We start from the raw sequence: 16,915 nt of genomic DNA, 5'->3' as shown, positions 1-16,915 counted from the left end.
CAGATAGGAGAAGTTGTGCCTCGCATCACCGGGATCGAGCTGTCCGACGTCCGATTTCCCACCTCGGTGGAGAAAGACGGATCCGATGCGATGAACAAGGACGCCGACTATTCCGCGGCATACCTGCGGCTGGTCACCGACGACCCCGCGCTCTATGGCTGCGGTTTCACCTTCACCACCGGGCGCGGCAACGACATCTGCCTGATGGCGATCAAGGAGTACGCCGAGCGGCTGGTCGGCCGGGAGGCCAGCGAGGTGTACGCCCGACCGGGCGTGGTCTATCGGGAACTCCAGGGTGACGCGCAGCTGCGCTGGCTGGGCCCGGAGAAGGGGGTGGTGCAGCTCGCCGTCGCCGCGGTGCTGAACGCGGTCTGGGACCTGGCCGCCCGCGCGGCCGGCGTACCGCTGTGGCAACTGGTCAGCGAACTCTCCCCCGAGGAACTCGTCGACGCGATGGACCTGAGCTATCTGTCCGACGAGCTGACCGCCGACCAGGCGCTGGAGTTCTTCCGCACCGCACAGCAGGGCCGCGAGGAACGGCTCGCCGCGCTGCGCGAATCCGGTTACCCCTGTTACACCACCTCACCCGGCTGGCTCGGCTACAGCGACGAGAAGCTGGCGCGGCTCTGCCGGGAGGCGGTCGACGAGGGTTACCGGCACGTCAAGCTGAAGGTCGGTGCGGACCGCGCCGAGGACGAGCGGCGCCTGCGGATCGCCCGGGAGACGATCGGGCCGGACGTCTCGCTGATGATCGACGCGAACCAGGTGTGGGAGGTCGACCAGGCCGTCGACTGGGTGCGATCCCTTGCCGGCTTCGATCTGCTCTGGATCGAGGAGCCGACCAGCCCCGACGATGTGCTCGGTCACCGCAGCATCCGGGAGCGGCTGGCACCGACCGGGATCGGCGTCGCCACCGGTGAGCACGGGATGAACCGGGTGCTGTTCAAGCAGTTGCTGCAGGCCGAGGCGATCGACTTCTGCCAGATCGACTCCTGCCGGCTGGCCAGCGTCAACGAGATCCTGCCGGTGCTGGTGATGGCGGCCCGCCGCGGCGTACCGGTCTGCCCGCACGCCGGCGGGGTCGGCCTGTGCGAGCTGGTGAACCATCTGGTGATGATCGACCAGCTGATCGTGGCCGGTACCAGCGAGGGCCGGGTCGCCGAATTCGTCGATCATCTGCACGAGCACTTCGTCGATCCGTGCGTGGTGCGCGCTGGGGCGTACACCCTGCCGAGCGCACCCGGCTACTCGGCGGAACTGAAGGCTGAGACACTGGCCGAGTTCAGCTATCCCGATGGCAGCTACTGGGCGCGGGCCCGGACTGCGGAGGTGTGACATGTTGCGTGGTCCGATCATCCATCCCACCCTGCTCGAGGCGCTCGCCCGCTGCGGGCACGGCAGCGAGATCGTCATCGTCGATGCCCTCTATCCCAGCGTCACGCACGTGAACCCGGCGGCCGACCGGGTCGAGCTGAACCTGACCCCGGGCACCGTTCCCGCGGCCACCATCCTGGAGCTGGTCGGCCAGTCGCTGCAGATCGAGAAGGCCACCTACATGCGCGATGCCGACGGCGGCGTCTCCGAGCCGGTCGCCGAGTTCCAGGAGCTGCTCGAGGGGCACACCCACCACGGTGGGGACGCGGTCGAGTGGGACAGCCTGGAACGCTTCGACTTCTATGCCGCTGCGCGCGGTGAGGACGTGTCGCTGGTGATCGTCTCCGGTGAGGTACGCCCCTACGCCTGCCTGATGCTCACCGTCGGGGTGCCGTGAGTCGGATCGTCGACACCCACCTGCACGTCTGGGACACCGGACTGCGGGACCACCCCTGGCTGGCGACAGCGGAGTTGCCGGCGGTCACCGGGCTGCCCGATGAGGCGGACCGCAGCTATGTGCTGGTCGAGGCCGATGCCGCCGACGCCTGGGACGAGGCGCAGTGGCTGGATCGGGTCGCGGCCGATCCGCGGGTGCATGGCATCGTAGCGAGCCTGGACCTCGACGGGGCCCGCACCGATACCGAGCTGCGGCGGCTGCGGGGGCTCGCCTCGCTGGTCGGGGTACGCCTGCTGCTGCAGGATTCCGGCCGGTTCGACGACCCCGATCTGCTGCTTGGTCTGCGGGTGGTGGCTGATCATGGGTTGCCCTTCGATGCCTGCGTCCGCGCCGGTGAGCTGCCGCAGCTGCGGGTGCTGCTGGCGCAGGTCCCGGAGCTGACCGTGGTGCTGGACCACCTCGGGAAGCCGCCGCTCGGCGACCCGGCGGGTCTGGAGCGTTGGCGGGCCGATCTCGGGGCGCTGGCCGAACTTCCCCAGGTGCACTGCAAACTCTCCGGGCTCCCGGCCGAGGCCGCCGATGAGGATCAGCTCCGGCGGATGCGCGGGCCGGTCGTCGCGCACGCGCTGGCGATGTTCGGTGCCGGGCGGTGCCTGATCGGCAGCGATCGGCCGGTGAGCCGGACCGCCGAGGACTGGTGCGCCTGGGCGCTCAGCCAGGTGGATGCCGAGGACCGGCACCGGGTCGGTGAGCAGAACGCGATGACGATCTATCGGAGGGCAGCATGATCGATTTTCCGCAGTGGCAGCGTCTTGGGGTCGGTACCGCCCAGTTCGGCAACCTGGGCCACCCGGTCAGCGATGCCGACGCCGAGGCGGTCGTCGAGACCGCCTGGGCGGAGGGGCTGCGCTATTTCGACACCGCCCCGCACTACGGCCTGGGGCTGGCCGAACGGCGGCTCGGGCGCGCCCTCGCCGCCCGGCCGCGGGAGGAGTATCTGCTGTCCACCAAGGTCGGGCGGCTGCTGGTCGACAACCCGAACCCGGTCGGCAGCGATGAGGAGAACGGCTTCCTGGTCCCCGACGAGCTCACCCGCGAACGCGACTACACCGCCGACGGTGTCCGCCGCAGCCTGGCCGAATCCCTGACCAGGTTGGGAATCGACCGGATCGACATCGCCCTGATCCACGACCCCGACGAACCCGACGACCGGTTCGCCGAGGCCCGCGACGGCGCCGTCCCGGCGCTGCGGGAGCTGAAGGAGCAGGGCGTGATCCGCGCCTGGGGGGTGGGCACCAAGGATCCGGAGATGGCGAAGCGTTTCGTCGATCAGTGTGATCCCGATGTGGTGATGCTGGCCGGCCGCTACACCCTGCTGGAACAGGAATCGGTGGGCTTGCTGGCGGCCTGCGCCCGCAACGATGTCGGGGTGATCGCGGTCGGTGTGTTCAACTCCGGGCTGCTGGCCACCGACGACCCGGGCGCCGACGCCCGATACGAGTACGGCCCGGTGCCCGGGCCGCAGCTGGAGCGGGCGCAACGCCTCGCGGCGGTCACCGCCGAATTCGGCGTACCGCTGCCGGCCGCCGCGATCGCCTATGTGAAACGGAATCCGACGGTGGTCAACGTCTGCCTGGGGATGTCGAATGCCCAGCAGGTGCGCGACGACATCGCCCTGGACCAGGTCGCTGTCCCCGACGAACTCTGGGCCGAGCTGGCCCGCCAGGGCCTCCTCGACGCCACGTTCATCGAGTAGGTCGCGCAGCGACCGGTTGACCACGTTCATCGAGTAGGTCGCGCAGCGACCGTGTCGAGATGAACCCGTCCAGCTGGACCCCTTCATCTCGACACGGCCGCCATTGCTCCGCTTCGCTCCGCATGACGGCCTACTCGATGAGCGTAGTGAGGTGGTCGAGCGGCTACTTCTTGACGTCGAAGCGGTCGGCGTCCATCAGCTTCGCCCAGGCGGCGACAAAGTCGTGCACGAACTTCTCCTTGGCGTCGTCGGCGGCGTACACCTCGGCGACGGTGCGCAACTCGGAGTTCGAGGCGAACACCAGGTCGGCCCGGCTGCCCTGCCACTTCTTGTCGCCATTGCTGCCGTCGAACAGATCACTGGAACCGTTGGCGGCGGTCCAGTGGGTGTTCAGATCGAGCAGGTTGACGAAGAAGTCGTTGCTCAGCACGCCCTCGCGGTCGGTGAGCACACCGACCTTCGACCCACCGGTGTTGGCGCCGAGCACCCGCAGGCCGCCGACCAGCACGGTCATCTCGGGTGCGCTGAGGCCGAGCAGGTTCGCCCGGTTCACCAGGGCGTACTCACCGGGCAGCACGCCCTTGCCGTCGTCGTGGTTGCGGAAGCCGTCGACGGTGGGCTCCAGGTAGTCCATCGACTCGATGTCGGTCTCCTCCTGGGAGGCGTCGCCACGGCCGGGGGTGAACGGCACCTCGACCTCGACGCCGGCCGCCCTGGCCGCCTGTTCGACACCGACATTGCCGGCCAGCACGATCACATCGGCGACCGACGCCTTGCCCGAGTCCGCCGCGATCTTCTCCAGCACCGGCAGCACCTTCTGCAGCTGCTGCGGATCGTTGACCGCCCAGTCCTTCTGCGGCGCCAACCGCAACCGGGCACCATTGGCGCCACCGCGCTTGTCGCTGCTGCGGTAGCTGCCCGCGGCGGCGAATGCGGTCGAGACCAGTTCGGCGACGCTGAGACCGGAGTCGGCGATCTTCGACTTCAGCTCGGACACCTCGGCGTCGCTGAGCTGGCTCTGCCCGCTCGGGATCGGGTCCTGCCAGAGCAGCGTTTCGCTCGGCACCTCCGGGCCGATGTAGCGGCTGACCGGGCCCATGTCACGGTGGGTCAGCTTGAACCAGGCACGGGCGAATGCGTCGGCGAACTCGTCGGGGTTCTCCAGGAACCGCCGCGAGATCTTCTCGTAGTCCGGATCCATCCGCAGCGACAGGTCGGTGGTGAGCATGTTCGGCGTCCGGTTCCGCTCGGTGCCGTGCGGGTCCGGCACGGTGTCCTTCGCGGCCCCGTCCTTGGGCTGCCACTGCTGACCGCCGGCGGGGCTCCTGGTCAGCTCCCACTCGTTGCCGAACAGGATCTCGAAGAACCGGTTGCCCCACTGGGTCGGCGCGTCGGTCCAGATCACCTCGAGGCCGCTGCCGATCGCGTCATTGCCCTTGCCGGTGCCGTAGGTGTTCTTCCAGCCGATGCCGTTCTGATCGATCGGAGCGGCCTCCGGCTCGTTGCCGACATACTTCTCCGGATCGGCGGCACCGTGGGTCTTGCCGAAGGTGTGCCCGCCGGCGATCAGCGCGACCGTCTCCTCATCGTTCATCGCCATCCGCTTGAAGGTCTCGCGGATGTCGACCGCGGCCTTCAGCGGATCCGGGTCGCCGTTGGGGCCCTCGGGATTCACATAGATCAGGCCCATCTGGACCGCGGCGAGCGGGTTCTCCAGGTCGCGTTCCCCGGTGTAGCGCTCGTCGCCGAGCCAGGTCTGCTCCGGGCCCCAGTAGACGTCGTCGTCCGGCTCCCAGGCATCCACCCGGCCACCGGCGAAGCCGAAGGTCTTGAAGCCCATCGACTCCAGCGCCACATTGCCGGCGAGCACCATCAGGTCACCCCAGGACAGCGACTGGCCGTACTTCTTCTTCACCGGCCAGAGCAGTCGCCGGGCCCGGTCCAGCAGCACGTTGTCGGGCCAGCTGTTCAGCGGCGCGAAACGCTGCTGGCCAGTACCGGCGCCACCGCGGCCGTCCTGCACCCGATAGGTGCCGGCCGCATGCCAGGCCATCCGGATCATCAGCGGGCCGTAGTGGCCGAAGTCCGCCGGCCACCAGTCCTGGGAGGTGGTGAGCAGCTGCTCGAGGTCGGACTTCACCTCGGCCAGGTCGAGGGCCTCGAACGCCCTCGCGTAGTCGAAGTCCTCGCCGAGCGGGTTGGTGGCGGGCGGGTTCTTGGCGAGGATCCGCAGATTCAGACGATTCGGCCACCATTCCTGATTCGTGTCCCCCTGCGTGGGTTGACCGTGCAGGACCGGGCACTGGGGCTGGTTGTCGTCATTGACTTCGGCGAGTTCGGATTCGTGATCTACGGACATGTTTCCTTCTCTCGTTCAGTTACCGGTCAGCCCGGCTCGGCCGACTGGCAGGCGGGGCAGTGGCCCCAGTAGGTGACCTCGGCCTGGTGGATCCGGAAGCCGTGGTCGTCCTCGGCGGTCAGGCAGGGGGTGTGGCCGACGGCGCAGTCGACGTCCTCGACCGCACCGCAGCCGGCGCAGACCAGATGGTGATGGTTGTCCCCGGTCCGGGTCTCGTAACGAGCGACCGAACCGGCGGGTTGGATGCGGCGAAGCAGTCCGGCCCCGGTGAGCGCACCGAGGCAGTCGTAGACGGTCTGGTGGGAGACCGTCGGCAGTTCCTCCCGCGTCGCGGTGAGGATGCTGCCGGTATCGGCGTGCGGATTCCGGGCCACCGCGGCCAGCACGGCCACCCGCGGTCGGGTCACGTGCAGACCCGCAGCCCGGAGCTGTTGCGGAAGGTCTGACGTAGCTGTCATGGGACGAGTCTCATCGTCGAACTTGAACAAGTCAAGAAGTCTGTGGATCTGAGATGCAGATTCATGAATAGGATCCCTCTCCTCGGGGTAGGCGGTATGGCCCGGAACGGCAGAGAACCCCTGCCTCAGCAGGGGTTCTCGCGGGTCGGTGGGGGCAGGCGGATCAGCCGGCGTCGATGACCTCGGCGATCGGGGTGTCACCGGTGTTGAAGCGCAGTTCCCGGCCGGCGACCTGCTGCTGCTCGGCGTCGCAGACCGCGGCGATCACCGCGGCCACATCGGCGCGCGGGACCTTGCCGGCCTCGCTGGCCTGCGCGTCGATCCGACCGGTACCGGGGTCGTCGGTCAGGCCGCTCGGCATCACCAGGGTCCAGGCCAGGTCGGTACCGCGCAGGTGCTCGTCGGCCTTCGCCTTCGCCTCGGCGTAGGTGAAGAACGGGTTGTCCTCCGCGATGCCGTGGTCGGTGGCCGCACCGAAATAGGAGACCATCACATAGCGCGGTACGCCGGCCGCGACCGCGGCATCCATCGAGCGGATGGCCGCATCCCGGTCGACCGCCTCGGTGCGCGCCGGGTTGCCGCCACCGGCCCCGGCGGACCAGACCACCTGGTCGTGGGCGCGGAGCAGTTCGGTGAGCTGGTCGGTACCGGCCTGTTCGATGTCGGCGACCACCGGGTTCGCACCGGTGGCGGCGACCTCGTCGGCGTGCTCGGGGTTGCGGATGATGGCATCGACCTGGTGGCCGGCAGCGGTCAGCAGCGGCGCGGCGAGCAGTGCGACCTTGCCGTGGCCGCCGATCAGCGCGATACGAGACATGAATGCTCCCCTCGGGTTGGGTGTTCTGAAGACCACGCTAGGCGCGGGCCGGTAACGGATCGAGGGAGGCGTCCACATGCCCGTACCGGTGCCGGGTCCGGCTGATCGCCTGCTCCCGCAGGAAGGTCAGCAGTTCGCGGCGGCCGGTGGCGAGCACCGGGCCGGTGAGCAGGGTGGTCGCGACCTCCGGGTGCAGCTCGGCCAGGTCGGCCGGGTCACCGACCACCCGGACGCGTTCGGGGGTACGCCGCAGCCGCTCCACCAGCTCGGCCGACGGCTCCCGGCGTACCGGGATCCCGAACGAGGACAGGGAATCCGCCACGACCGGATCCGCCGACACCTCGACCTCGGCGCCGACGCAGGCCGCACCGGCGAGCAGCCGCAGCACCTCCACCGGACGGGCATCGGACTGGGCGCGGATCAGCACCGGCACCGGCCGGTAACGCAACACGTTGGCCTCCACCACCAGGTTGCTCGGGTCCTGCTCCACCCCCAGTTCGGTGGCGTACGCCGCGGCATCGCTGCCGGCGGCGGCGGTGAGCCACTGCTGGTCGGCGTCGGTCAGCTCCCGGGCGGCGTCCAGCACGGCCCGCGCCTCGGCACCGACCGGGGCGGTGAAGCTCGGCAGCCCGTCGGGCAGCCAGTGGCCGAGCTGGGCGACGTAGTTGGGGCCGCCGGCCTTGGCGCCCGGTCCGACGGTGCTGGCCTTCCAACCACCGAAGGGTTGCCGGCGCACGATCGCCCCGGTGATGTGCCGGTTCACATAGAGGTTCCCGACCTCCACCTCGTCCTGCCAGTGGCCGATCTCGGCCGGGTCGAGGGAGTGCAGGCCGCCGGTCAGGCCGTAGTCGGTGCCGTTCTGCAGCTCGATCGCCTCGTCCAGATCCTTGGCGCGCATCAGCCCGAGCACCGGGCCGAAGACCTCGGTGGTGTGGAACGAAGACCCGGGCTCGACCCATTCCTTCAACCCGGGCGACCAGAGCCGGCCGCTGTCATCGAGCTGCTTCGGCTCGACCAGCCAGCGCTCCCCGGGCTGCAACTGGGTCAGTGCATCACGCAGCTTTCCCTGTGGTGCTTCTATCACCGGGCCCATCGTCGCGCCGAGGTCCTCGGGCCAGCCGACCCGCAGCGAACCGACCGCGTCGATCAGCTGCCGCCGGAACCGCGGCGAATCGGCGACCGAACCGACCAGGATGCCGAGTGAGGCGGCCGAGCACTTCTGCCCGGCGTGCCCGAAGGCGGAGCGGACCAGGTCGGCGACCGCGAGATCGGGATCGGCCGACGGGGTGACCACCAGGGAGTTCTTGCCGGAGGTCTCGGCGAGCACCCGGGCCCCGTGCGGACGCCCGGAACGCCAACCGGCAAAGAGTTTCGCGGTCTCGGTGGCGCCGGTGAGCACGACCGTGTCCACATCGGTGTGCGCGATCAGGGCCTTGCCGACCTCGCCCTCGTCGGTCTCCACGAACTGGAGCAGCTCGGTCGGTACGCCGGCGCGGTGCAGCGCCTCGACGGCGACCGCGACGCAGCGCGGGGTCTGCGGCGCTGGCTTGATCAGCACCGCCGCGCCGGCGGCCAAGCCGGCGAGCACCCCGCCGATCGGGATCGCGACCGGGAAGTTCCACGGCGGGGTGACCAGCACGACCCGATCCGCGACGAAGCGGGCGCCGTCGGTGGCCGGGCCGTGTTCCAGTTCGAGCGCGCGATCGGCGTACCAGCGGGCGAAATCGACAGCCTCGGACACCTCCGGATCGGATTCGCCGATGGTCTTGCCGGCCTCGTCGGCCATCACCTCGACCAGGTCGCCGCGGGCCGCCTCCAGCGCCCGGGCGGCCTGCCGCAGCACCTCGGCCCGTTCGGCGGCCGGCCGCGCCGCCCAACCGGCCGCCGCGCCGACGGCGGTGGCGATCGCGGCATCGACCTGTTCGGTGCTGGACAGCAGGCCCTGTTCGCGCAGCGCGGCACCGGGCAGCGTCGCCAGCCGGCGCTCCCGCTCGGTCTCGGTCTGCTCGGGGTCCTCGACGTGCTCCTCGGCCCAGGCGCGGACCTCCGGCAGTGCCGGATCGGAATCGGGAGTGTTGTCGAAGTGGTCGCCGATCCGCGCCGCCCCGGCGTACCGGCGCGGGCCGACAGTGCCCTCGCCGATCGCGGCCACCGACTCGCGGAAACGCTGCTCCTGGTTGTCACCGGGGCGCAACCCGTCGGCGGAGAAGAAGGAGTGCAGGAAGTTCTGCGGGGCCGCGTTCTCCTCCAGCCGGCGGACCAGATAGGACACCGCGACATCGAAGTCCTGCGGCGCGACCACCGGGGTGTAGAGGATCACGGTGCCGACGGTGTCGCGGACCGCCCGGGCCTGGCTGGGCGCCATGCCCTGCAACATCTCGACATCTATCGCATCGGTGACCCCGCGGGACTCGGCCAGCAGATGGGCGGCGGCGACGTCGTAGAGATTGTGCGAGGCCACCCCGACGCGGATCGTGCCGGCGAGTTCGGGCCGCAGCACCCGCTCCACGCAGCGCAGATAGTTGGCGTCCACCTCGGCCTTGTCCGGGTACGGTGCCTGGTTCCAGCCGTGCAGCCGGGCCTCCACCTGCTCCATCGCCAGGTTCGCACCCTTGACCAGGCGTACCTTGATCCCGGCACCCCCCGCGGCCACCCGCTGCCGGGCGAACTCGATCAGATCTTCCAGCACCGGCAGGGAATCCGGCAGATAGGCCTGCAGCACGATGCCCGCTTCCAGGCCCATGAACTCCGGCTCCGACAGCAGCGTCTTGAACACCTCGGTGGTCAGCGCCAGGTCCCGGTACTCCTCCATGTCGAGGTTGACGAACGAGTGCGGTGAGCTCCCCAGCGCGATGCGGTAGATCGGCCGCAGCCGCTCGACGCAGCGCTCGACCGAACCCTCGTCGTCCCAGGTGGAGATCTGGCTGATCAGCGAGGACACCTTGATCGAGACGTAGTCGATGTCGTCGCGGGCCAGCAGCTCGGCGGTGCGCCGGGCCCGCGACTCCGCCTCCTGCTCACCGAGCACCGCCTCGCCGAGCAGGTTGATGTTCAGCCGGAAACCCTCGGCGCGAGCGCGGGCCAGATGCTTGCCCAGCCCCGGATCGGTGGCGTCCACGACCAGATGCCCGACCAGCTGCCGCAACCGGGTCCGGGTCAGCGGGACGACCAGTGCGGGAGCCAGCGGGGCGGCGTACGCCCCGGCCCGCAGCAGCCCCCGGTCGACCGGTGACAGGAAGGTCGCACCGCGCCCGATCCGGCGCAGCTCGTTGGCCGCCACCCGCAGATCATCGGGCCGGGCGACGCGGTCCACGAAGCGCACCGCCAGGTCCAGACCGCGCCGATCCTTCAGCAGCGACGCGAGCTGACCGGAGGTCCGTTTCTCGGCACGCGTCTGGCCCGCGACCGTGGCCGCGGACCACTGCTGGGCCAGCGCCACGGCGTCATCGATGAGGTCGGCGTAGGGGGCATCAGTGGACATATGCGGAGGGTAACGCCGCTGCCCCGGGAACCCCTAACCACCCCGGTTCAGCTGGAGTAGCGGTCCCGGTCGATCAGTTCGTCACCGGGGCCGGCGGTCGGCCCGTCGGTGGCGAGCGAGATCTCACCACGGGACTTCTTCGAGGCGCTCACCACGGCCACCCCGATGGCGGTGGTCAGGGGCACCGCCAGGACCAGGGCGATGGAGCCGACCAGGGTGCGGATGATCTCCTGGGCGAACTGCTCGTCCTGGATCACCTCGTAGAGCGGCCGCTGGAAGATGCTCAGCAGCAGCAGGGTGCCGAGGGTGGCGCCGGCGGTGGCGAAGGCGATCGTGTAGACGGTGGAGGCGATGTGGTCGCGCCCGATCCGCATCGCGCGGCGGAACAGCCGGGTGCCGTCGGGATCGGTTTCGGCCAGCTCCCAGACCGCGGAGGCCTGGGTGATGGTGACGTCGTTGAGGACGCCGAGTCCGGCGATGATGATGCCGCAGATCACCACCGAGGTGAGTTTCAGGTTCGGCGCGGACGCCGACAGGATGAAGTCGTCCTCGCTGGTCACACCGGTGAAGTGCGCCCAGGTGGTGGCTATCCAGCCCAATCCGGCGGCGGCGAACAGGCCGAAAAGCGTGCCCAGCAGGGCGGTGGTGGTCCGGGCACTGAACCCGTGTGCGGTGTAGAGCACCACGAACATGATCGCCGATCCGCCGACCAGTCCGACCAGTGTCGGGTTCGAGCCGGCGACCAGGGCGGGGAACATGAACTTCACCATGATGAACGCGGCGAAGGCCAGACCGACCAGGGCCAGCAGGCCCCGCAGCCGGGCGACCGCGATCACCGCCAGCGCGAACAGGGCGGTGAAGACCAGCATCGGCGTACTCCGCTCGAAGCCGTTGAACTGGTACTGCGGCGGTACGCCCTCGGCCGGGATCCGCCAGAGCCGGACCGACTGGCCGACCTTCACCCCGGAGCTGTAGTCGGAGGCCTTCATGGTGACCTCGTCGATCGTCTGACCCTGTTCCGGGCCGCTGGTCAGCTCGACCTTCGCCCGGCCACAGGTCTGGTTCGGGGCGTTCGCCGCCGACCCGGTCTGCCCCTCGCAGTTGATCTCGGCGATCTCGGTGATCCGGCCGGTCTCGATGGTCGCCCCCGGGACCGAGTAGGTGGAGATGCCGGGGGTGATGCTCTGCTGGACGTTGGTCGGCCACATCACGATCAGCGCGCCGAGGGTCCAGACCGCGATCGGGATCAGCGCGATGATCATCAACCGGAGGGCGCGACGCCGCCGCGCCAGGTCCTCCGGGGATCGCGACGCGGGCGTGCTGCTGTGAATGTGGGACACGTTTATGACCTAGTCTTGTTCATCGATGCGTGGTTCGGTGGTCGGCTCCGGCGGTGGGCATGCGTACACCTGATTCTGCGCAAGATACCCCCCGGGTCGCAAAGCGAGGCCGTCGAAGGCCGCCGCCACCGCCGCCCAGACAGCGCTGGAAGCCGCTGCTGGCGGGGGTCATCGCGACCGGGATCACCCTCTGGCTGCTGGTCTGGGGTGGCGCCTTCAACACCGCGCCGACCGGTTCGAGTACGCCGCAGGCGGCCCCCGAGGCCGAGGGTTCGGACGCCCCGGCTGCCCCGGCGCCCCCGGCCTCCGGCGCACCCGGCCCTGCCCCCGCGCCCGCTCCCGCACCCGCTGCGCCCGCGCCGCGGCCGGAGGTGCAGGTGCCGGCCCGCGGTTCCGGTGAGCTGCGCACCGCCGCGTTCGCGCGGCCGGCCCCGCCCGGGCAGCAGGGTCGGACGGTCAAGGTCCGGGTCCAGGTGGAGCGTGACCTGCCGCTTGATCCCGAGGCGGTGGCCCGGGAGGCCGCGGACGTGCTGCAGGACGGCCGCAGCTGGACCGCCCGCGGGGAGGCGCAGTTCGACTTCGTCGGTACCGAGGCGGCCGAGCTGACCGTGAAGGTGCTCACCCCCGGCACCACCGATGCCCGCTGCCTGCCGCTGCGGACCCTCGGCGAGGTGTCCTGCCAGCAGGGCAACTCGGTCAATCTGAACGCGGTCCGCTGGGTCGAGGCGGTGCCCGACTACCACGGTGACGTCGCCGGTTACCGCAAGTATCTGGTGAACCACGAGGTGGGCCACTTCCTCGGCCATTCGCACGCCCAGTGCCCCCGTCGCGGCGCGGTGGCGCCGGTGATGATGCAGCAGACCAAGGGGTTGCTCGGCTGCCAGGCCAACTCGTGGCCGCTGTCCGGGCGTACGCCGTGACCGCTGCCGCACGCGTGGTTGACCCGGTCATCCCGCTGCCGTTAACTGTCCGCGTCCAAGACTCCAGCGGAGGGAACCCACGATGAGCGAGTTCGACGGAATCCGGGCGCTGGTCACCGGCGGCGCCCAGGGCATCGGCGGCGCCACCGCCAGCGAGCTGATGCGCCGCGGTGCGCGGGTCGCGGTGCTCGACCTCGACCCCGACGGTGCGCCCGAGGGCGCGATCCAGATCCGCTGCGACGTCGGTGACACCGACGACGTCAACCGCGCCGTCGGTGAGGCGGTCGGGCAGCTCGGCGGGTTGGACGTCGTGGTCAACAACGCCGGCATCGGCGCCCAGGGTGACGTCGCCGCCAACGACGACGCCGAATGGCAGCGGGTGCTCAACATCAACGTCCGCGGCATGGCCCGGGTGGCCGCTGCCGCGCTGCCCGCGCTGCGCGAGTCCGAGCATGCCGCGATCGTCAATGTCGCCTCGATCGCCGCCACCGCAGGACTGCCCGAGCGGGTGCTCTATTCCGCCTCCAAGGGCGCGATCTATTCGATGACGCTGGCGATGGCCGCCGACCATGCCCGGGAGGGCATCCGGGTGAACGCCGTCTGCCCGGGTACCGCGCACACGCCGTGGATCTCCAACCTGCTTGCGAAAGCGGCCGATCCGGACGAGGAGCTGCGCCAGCTCAACCTGCGCCAGCCGCACCTGCGACTGGTCGAACCGGAGGAGGTGGCCGGGGCGATCTGCTATCTCGCCTCGCCCTCCAGCGGCTCCACCATCGGCGTCGCGCTCGCCGTCGACGGCGGCATGCAGGGCCTGCGGCTGCGCCCGCCGAGCGCCTGACCCGCCCACTGACGCGTACGCTTCCCGGCATGGATATCGAGTTCGGCCTGGACACCTTCGGCGGATTGACCCGTGACGAGCAGGGCGAGTTTCTGCCACACCCACAGGTGATCCGGGACCTGGTTGCCGATGCGGTGGTCGCCGATCGGGCCGGGTTGGACTTCTTCGGCATCGGGGAGCACCACCGGCCGGACTTCGCGGTCTCCAGCCCGGAGATGGTGCTCGCCGCGATCGCCGGGCAGACCGAACACATCCGGCTCGGCTCGACCGTCACGGTGCTCAGCTCCGACGACCCGGTCCGCGTGTTCGAGCGGTTCGCGACCCTGGACGCGGTCTCCAACGGGCGCGCCGAGATCGTCGCCGGCCGGGGCTCGTTCATCGAATCCTTCCCGCTGTTCGGCTACGACCTCAACGACTACGAGGAGCTCTTCGAGGAGAAACTCGAACTGCTGGCCGCGCTGCTCACCGAGGAACCGGTCAGCTGGCGCGGCAACACCCGCGCGCCGCTCACCGACCAGCGGGTTTTCCCGACCACCGAGAACGGCATCCCGGCCTGGGTCGGGGTCGGCGGCAGCCCCGAGTCGGTGGTCCGCACCGCGCGGTACGGGTTCGGGCTCTTCCTGGCGATCATCGGCGGCCCGCCCGGGCGCTTCGCGCCCTACGTCGACCTGTTCGAACGCGCCCAGGACCAGCTCGGCGTACCCCGCGCCAGGCTCGCGGTGCATTCGCCGGGCCTGGTCGCCGAGAGCGACCAACGGGCCCGGGACCTGGTCCGCGACGGCTGGTTCGCGATGCGCGAGCGGATGGGCCGCGAGCGCGGCTGGCCACCGCCGGAACCCGGCGATTTCGAGGACGAGATCGAGAACGGCTCGCTCTACGTCGGCTCCCCGAACACCGTTGCCCAGAAGATCGCCGACACGGTGCGGACGCTGCGCGTGGATCGCTTCGACCTGAAGTTCGACCAGCCGGTGCGGCACGAGTACCAGCTCGAATCCATCCAGCGGTACGGGGATGAGGTCGTACCGATGGTGAAGAAGCTGCTCGGCTGAGGGGGTCAGCCGCGGCGTCGATCCGCGGTGATCAGATCGGCCATCGCCCGCCGGAACTCATCGCGCCGGCGCTGGCTCCAGCCGGTGGTCAGTTCGTCGAATACCTGCTCCTGCCAGCGGTGTGCGTTGCGCAGCATGACCCGGCCGGTCGTGGTGAGGGTGGCCTTTCGTTGCCGGCCGTCGGCCGGTGTGCTGGCCAGGGTGAGGTAACCGGCATCGGCGGCGTTGCGGAGCAACCGGGACGCGCCGCTCTGATCAATGCCGAGGTCATCGGCGACGGCATTCACGGTGGCGGGATCGCCGCGTCCGGTGAGCGCGTGCACGGCCTCGGTGACCTGGACCAACCGGCCCTGGTCGGCGGCCCGCGGGTCACCGGCCGCGGCGCGGCGGGACCAGTGCCGGACGAAGGTGAACAGCAACTCGCCCGGGCCCGGTTCCGGCTGCTGGTTGCGGGCGGTCATTCGGTGGCGGCGAGTTCGCGGACGAGGTACGCCAGCTCGAGCGCCTGGCGGAGGTCGGGCAGCCGCAGCGCGGCGGTGACCCGGCCGTCCTTGGCGCGGAACAGAGTTGCCACCCGGGTGGGCTTGGCGTTCTCGGGCCAGCTCGCGTCCTGCTCCACCACCACCAGCTTTTCGCTGATCGGATGCCAGGAGCGCGGGGTCAACCGGATGCCGGAGCGCTGCACCCAGTCAGCGAACTGTTCGGGCGTGATCGGGCCGGCGCCCTTGGGGCCGAACACCACGACCGGGTCGCCCACCGCCCGCGCGGACCGCTTCAGGTCACCGGCGTTCACGCTCTCGTGCCATTCGTTGATGGCCTGTTCGAGGTCGACAGTCATGGGCAGAAGTATATGCGAAACGCATAGATTCGGTGATCGGGTCAACTCAGCGGGGTTCGATGATCCGCTTCAGGTGGCGAAGTTCCACCCGCGCATGCTCGCGATCCCGCTCGATCCCGTTGAGCAGGTGCACGAAGATCCACTCGACCGCCCGCCCCAGCAGTCCGGCGGGAAACGTGGCCCACACCCGGGCACTGATCCGCGATGTGTGATCGCCCATGGGCTCGATCCGCCAGGTGACACCCTCGCCGACGGTGAACTCGAACACGGCCGACCCCTCTCGCCGCAACCGGTGGGTACGCCCCGCGCCGTCGCCTTCGCTCAGCCTATGTCTGCCGGTCAGGTCCCGGAACTACGCTGACCCCGTGCCCGAGTTGACCCGCAGTCTGCCCGCGCGGCCGTTGGCGCCGTATCTGGGTCGGCTGCGGCGCGGGTCCGGTGATCCGACGCACCGCTTCGTCGACGGTTGCTGGTGGCGGGCCAGCAGTACGCCCGAGGGCCCGGCGCTGCTGGCGATCCGCTGCACCGACCGGGTGCGGGGGTACGCCTGGGGTGCGGGGGCGGTGTGGGCGCTCGAGCAGCTCCCCGAATTGCTCGGCGACGGGGACGATCCGGCCGGCTTTCACGTCGCGCATTCGTTGCTGGTCGAGGCCCGGCGACGCCATCCCGGGCTGCGGGTGGGGCGTACCGGGCTGGTCGTGGAGGCCATGGTCCCGGCGGTGATCGAGCAGAAGGTGACCGGTGCCGAGGCGTTCCGAGCGCAGCGGCTGCTGGTGCGGCGCTTCGGTACCCCGGCCCCCGGGCCCGCGCAGCAGGTGGGCGCTGGGGCGTACGGGATGGTCTGCCCGCCGACCGCCGAGCAATGGGCGCGGGTCCCGAGTTGGGAGTGGCTGCGGGCCGGGGTGGAGCAGAAACGCAGCCGCGCGGCGGTTGGAGCGGTCCGCCGAGCCGCGGCCCTGGAGCGTACGCTCACCCGCCCGAGCGCCGACGCGCACGCCGCGCTCTGCTCGCTGCCGGGGATCGGCGCCTGGACCTCGGCGGAGGTCCGACAGCGCGCCCACGGCGACCCGGACGCGTGGAGCACCGGTGACTATCACGTGCCGGGGATGATCACCCTGGCGCTGACCGGGGAGGTGCTCGACAACGACGCCGCCGAGGAGGTGCTGGAGCCCTATCGCGGGCACCGGTACCGGGTGCAGCAGCTCATCGAGCTGGTTGGGCCTCGCCCGGAACGGCATGGGCCGCGCCGGTCGCTGCCGACCCATGTTGGTGGCCGCGCATAAATTCA

Annotated in this window: 16 protein-coding genes; 8 read left to right on the top strand and 8 right to left on the bottom strand. The window is 70.2% G+C overall.

The window, feature by feature from the left end; genetic code table 11:
• The first annotated feature begins 15 nt into the window (after positions 1–15).
• The 4 genes from C8D81_RS10580 to C8D81_RS10565 are packed head-to-tail and all read left to right on the top strand — an operon-like array spanning position 16 to position 3,527.
• Positions 16–1,335 carry an enolase C-terminal domain-like protein gene (locus tag C8D81_RS10580; RefSeq protein ID WP_094400614.1) on the top strand — a complete coding sequence of 440 codons (1,320 nt, stop codon included), beginning with the start codon at positions 16–18 and terminating at the stop codon, positions 1,333–1,335.
• A gap of 1 nt (position 1,336) precedes the next feature.
• Positions 1,337–1,771 (top strand): RbsD/FucU family protein, encoded by a 435-nt coding sequence (locus tag C8D81_RS10575; RefSeq protein ID WP_094357464.1) that lies wholly within the window; start codon positions 1,337–1,339, stop codon positions 1,769–1,771.
• The gene (locus tag C8D81_RS10570) at positions 1,768–2,559 is read left to right on the top strand and encodes an amidohydrolase family protein (RefSeq protein ID WP_166646761.1); all 792 of its coding nucleotides are present in this window, start codon (positions 1,768–1,770) and stop codon (positions 2,557–2,559) included. Before C8D81_RS10575 ends, C8D81_RS10570 begins: the two co-directional genes overlap by 4 nt.
• Positions 2,556–3,527, top strand: a complete 972-nt coding sequence (locus tag C8D81_RS10565) for an aldo/keto reductase (protein WP_133626025.1) — start codon at positions 2,556–2,558, stop codon at positions 3,525–3,527. The genes C8D81_RS10570 and C8D81_RS10565 overlap by 4 nt, the downstream gene beginning before the upstream one ends.
• Positions 3,528–3,690: 163 nt before the next feature.
• Here the strand turns inward: C8D81_RS10565 and katG are convergent, their stop codons facing one another.
• The 5 genes from katG to C8D81_RS10540 all read right to left on the bottom strand — a co-directional run bounded on the left by katG (position 3,691) and on the right by C8D81_RS10540 (position 11,982).
• A complete protein-coding gene (gene katG, locus C8D81_RS10560) occupies positions 3,691–5,886 on the bottom strand; it encodes a catalase/peroxidase HPI (RefSeq protein WP_094459592.1) in 2,196 nt (731 codons plus the stop codon).
• Between the two features lie 26 nt (positions 5,887–5,912).
• A complete protein-coding gene (locus tag C8D81_RS10555) occupies positions 5,913–6,344 on the bottom strand; it encodes a Fur family transcriptional regulator (protein WP_094400611.1) in 432 nt (143 codons plus the stop codon).
• Positions 6,345–6,507: 163 nt separating this feature from the next.
• Positions 6,508–7,161, bottom strand: coding sequence for an NAD(P)H-binding protein (locus C8D81_RS10550; protein ID WP_094400609.1), 654 nt, complete (start codon positions 7,159–7,161; stop codon positions 6,508–6,510).
• A 37-nt stretch (positions 7,162–7,198) separates the two neighbouring features.
• Positions 7,199–10,642 (bottom strand): bifunctional proline dehydrogenase/L-glutamate gamma-semialdehyde dehydrogenase, encoded by a 3,444-nt coding sequence (locus C8D81_RS10545; RefSeq protein WP_133626024.1) that lies wholly within the window; start codon positions 10,640–10,642, stop codon positions 7,199–7,201.
• 47 nt (positions 10,643–10,689) lie between these two features.
• Positions 10,690–11,982, bottom strand: a complete 1,293-nt coding sequence (locus C8D81_RS10540) for a YibE/F family protein (protein WP_094400605.1) — start codon at positions 11,980–11,982, stop codon at positions 10,690–10,692.
• A gap of 59 nt (positions 11,983–12,041) precedes the next feature.
• Here C8D81_RS10540 and C8D81_RS10535 point away from each other — a divergent pair, with 59 nt between their 5' ends.
• The 3 genes from C8D81_RS10535 to C8D81_RS10525 all read left to right on the top strand — a co-directional run bounded on the left by C8D81_RS10535 (position 12,042) and on the right by C8D81_RS10525 (position 14,789).
• Positions 12,042–12,902 carry a DUF3152 domain-containing protein gene (locus tag C8D81_RS10535; RefSeq protein WP_133626023.1) on the top strand — a complete coding sequence of 287 codons (861 nt, stop codon included), beginning with the start codon at positions 12,042–12,044 and terminating at the stop codon, positions 12,900–12,902.
• An 82-nt stretch (positions 12,903–12,984) separates the two neighbouring features.
• Entirely contained in the window at positions 12,985–13,740 is a 756-nt protein-coding gene (locus C8D81_RS10530) for an SDR family NAD(P)-dependent oxidoreductase (protein ID WP_094431048.1), read from the top strand.
• A gap of 29 nt (positions 13,741–13,769) precedes the next feature.
• A complete protein-coding gene (locus tag C8D81_RS10525) occupies positions 13,770–14,789 on the top strand; it encodes an LLM class flavin-dependent oxidoreductase (protein ID WP_094431046.1) in 1,020 nt (339 codons plus the stop codon).
• A gap of 5 nt (positions 14,790–14,794) precedes the next feature.
• Here C8D81_RS10525 and C8D81_RS10520 read toward each other — a convergent pair whose 3' ends face one another.
• Genes C8D81_RS10520 through C8D81_RS10510 form a run of 3 tightly spaced genes read right to left on the bottom strand, consistent with a single transcriptional unit; the run spans position 14,795 to position 15,895 of the window.
• Entirely contained in the window at positions 14,795–15,250 is a 456-nt protein-coding gene (locus tag C8D81_RS10520; RefSeq protein ID WP_094431044.1) for a MarR family winged helix-turn-helix transcriptional regulator, read from the bottom strand.
• Complete coding sequence (locus tag C8D81_RS10515) at positions 15,247–15,627, bottom strand: hypothetical protein (protein ID WP_094402136.1); 381 nt, start codon at positions 15,625–15,627, stop codon at positions 15,247–15,249. The genes C8D81_RS10520 and C8D81_RS10515 overlap by 4 nt, the downstream gene beginning before the upstream one ends.
• Positions 15,628–15,673: 46 nt before the next feature.
• Entirely contained in the window at positions 15,674–15,895 is a 222-nt protein-coding gene (locus tag C8D81_RS10510; protein WP_094431042.1) for a hypothetical protein, read from the bottom strand.
• A 97-nt stretch (positions 15,896–15,992) separates the two neighbouring features.
• Here C8D81_RS10510 and C8D81_RS10505 point away from each other — a divergent pair, with 97 nt between their 5' ends.
• Positions 15,993–16,910 carry a DNA-3-methyladenine glycosylase family protein gene (locus C8D81_RS10505; protein WP_208109214.1) on the top strand — a complete coding sequence of 306 codons (918 nt, stop codon included), beginning with the start codon at positions 15,993–15,995 and terminating at the stop codon, positions 16,908–16,910.
• The last annotated feature ends 5 nt before the right edge of the window (positions 16,911–16,915 follow it).

The organism is Enemella evansiae, assembly GCF_004362375.1.
Lineage (GTDB): Bacteria > Actinomycetota > Actinomycetes > Propionibacteriales > Propionibacteriaceae > Enemella > Enemella evansiae.
Note: the sequence above shows the minus strand (reverse complement) of the source record. Positions and strands in the feature narration are given on the sequence as shown.

Bases quoted from the DNA above. Each gene is read 5' to 3' on its own strand.
- C8D81_RS10575 (WP_094357464.1), top strand. From the start codon at position 1,337: ATGTTGCGTGGTCCGATCATCCATCCCACCCTGCTCGAGGCGCTCGCC.
- C8D81_RS10565 (WP_133626025.1), top strand. From the start codon at position 2,556: ATGATCGATTTTCCGCAGTGGCAGCGTCTTGGGGTCGGTACCGCCCAG.
- katG (WP_094459592.1), bottom strand. From the start codon at position 5,886: ATGTCCGTAGATCACGAATCCGAACTCGCCGAAGTCAATGACGACAAC.
- C8D81_RS10555 (WP_094400611.1), bottom strand. From the start codon at position 6,344: ATGACAGCTACGTCAGACCTTCCGCAACAGCTCCGGGCTGCGGGTCTG.
- C8D81_RS10550 (WP_094400609.1), bottom strand. From the start codon at position 7,161: ATGTCTCGTATCGCGCTGATCGGCGGCCACGGCAAGGTCGCACTGCTC.
- C8D81_RS10545 (WP_133626024.1), bottom strand. From the start codon at position 10,642: ATGTCCACTGATGCCCCCTACGCCGACCTCATCGATGACGCCGTGGCG.
- C8D81_RS10535 (WP_133626023.1), top strand. From the start codon at position 12,042: ATGCGTACACCTGATTCTGCGCAAGATACCCCCCGGGTCGCAAAGCGA.
- C8D81_RS10530 (WP_094431048.1), top strand. From the start codon at position 12,985: ATGAGCGAGTTCGACGGAATCCGGGCGCTGGTCACCGGCGGCGCCCAG.
- C8D81_RS10525 (WP_094431046.1), top strand. From the start codon at position 13,770: ATGGATATCGAGTTCGGCCTGGACACCTTCGGCGGATTGACCCGTGAC.
- C8D81_RS10520 (WP_094431044.1), bottom strand. From the start codon at position 15,250: ATGACCGCCCGCAACCAGCAGCCGGAACCGGGCCCGGGCGAGTTGCTG.
- C8D81_RS10515 (WP_094402136.1), bottom strand. From the start codon at position 15,627: ATGACTGTCGACCTCGAACAGGCCATCAACGAATGGCACGAGAGCGTG.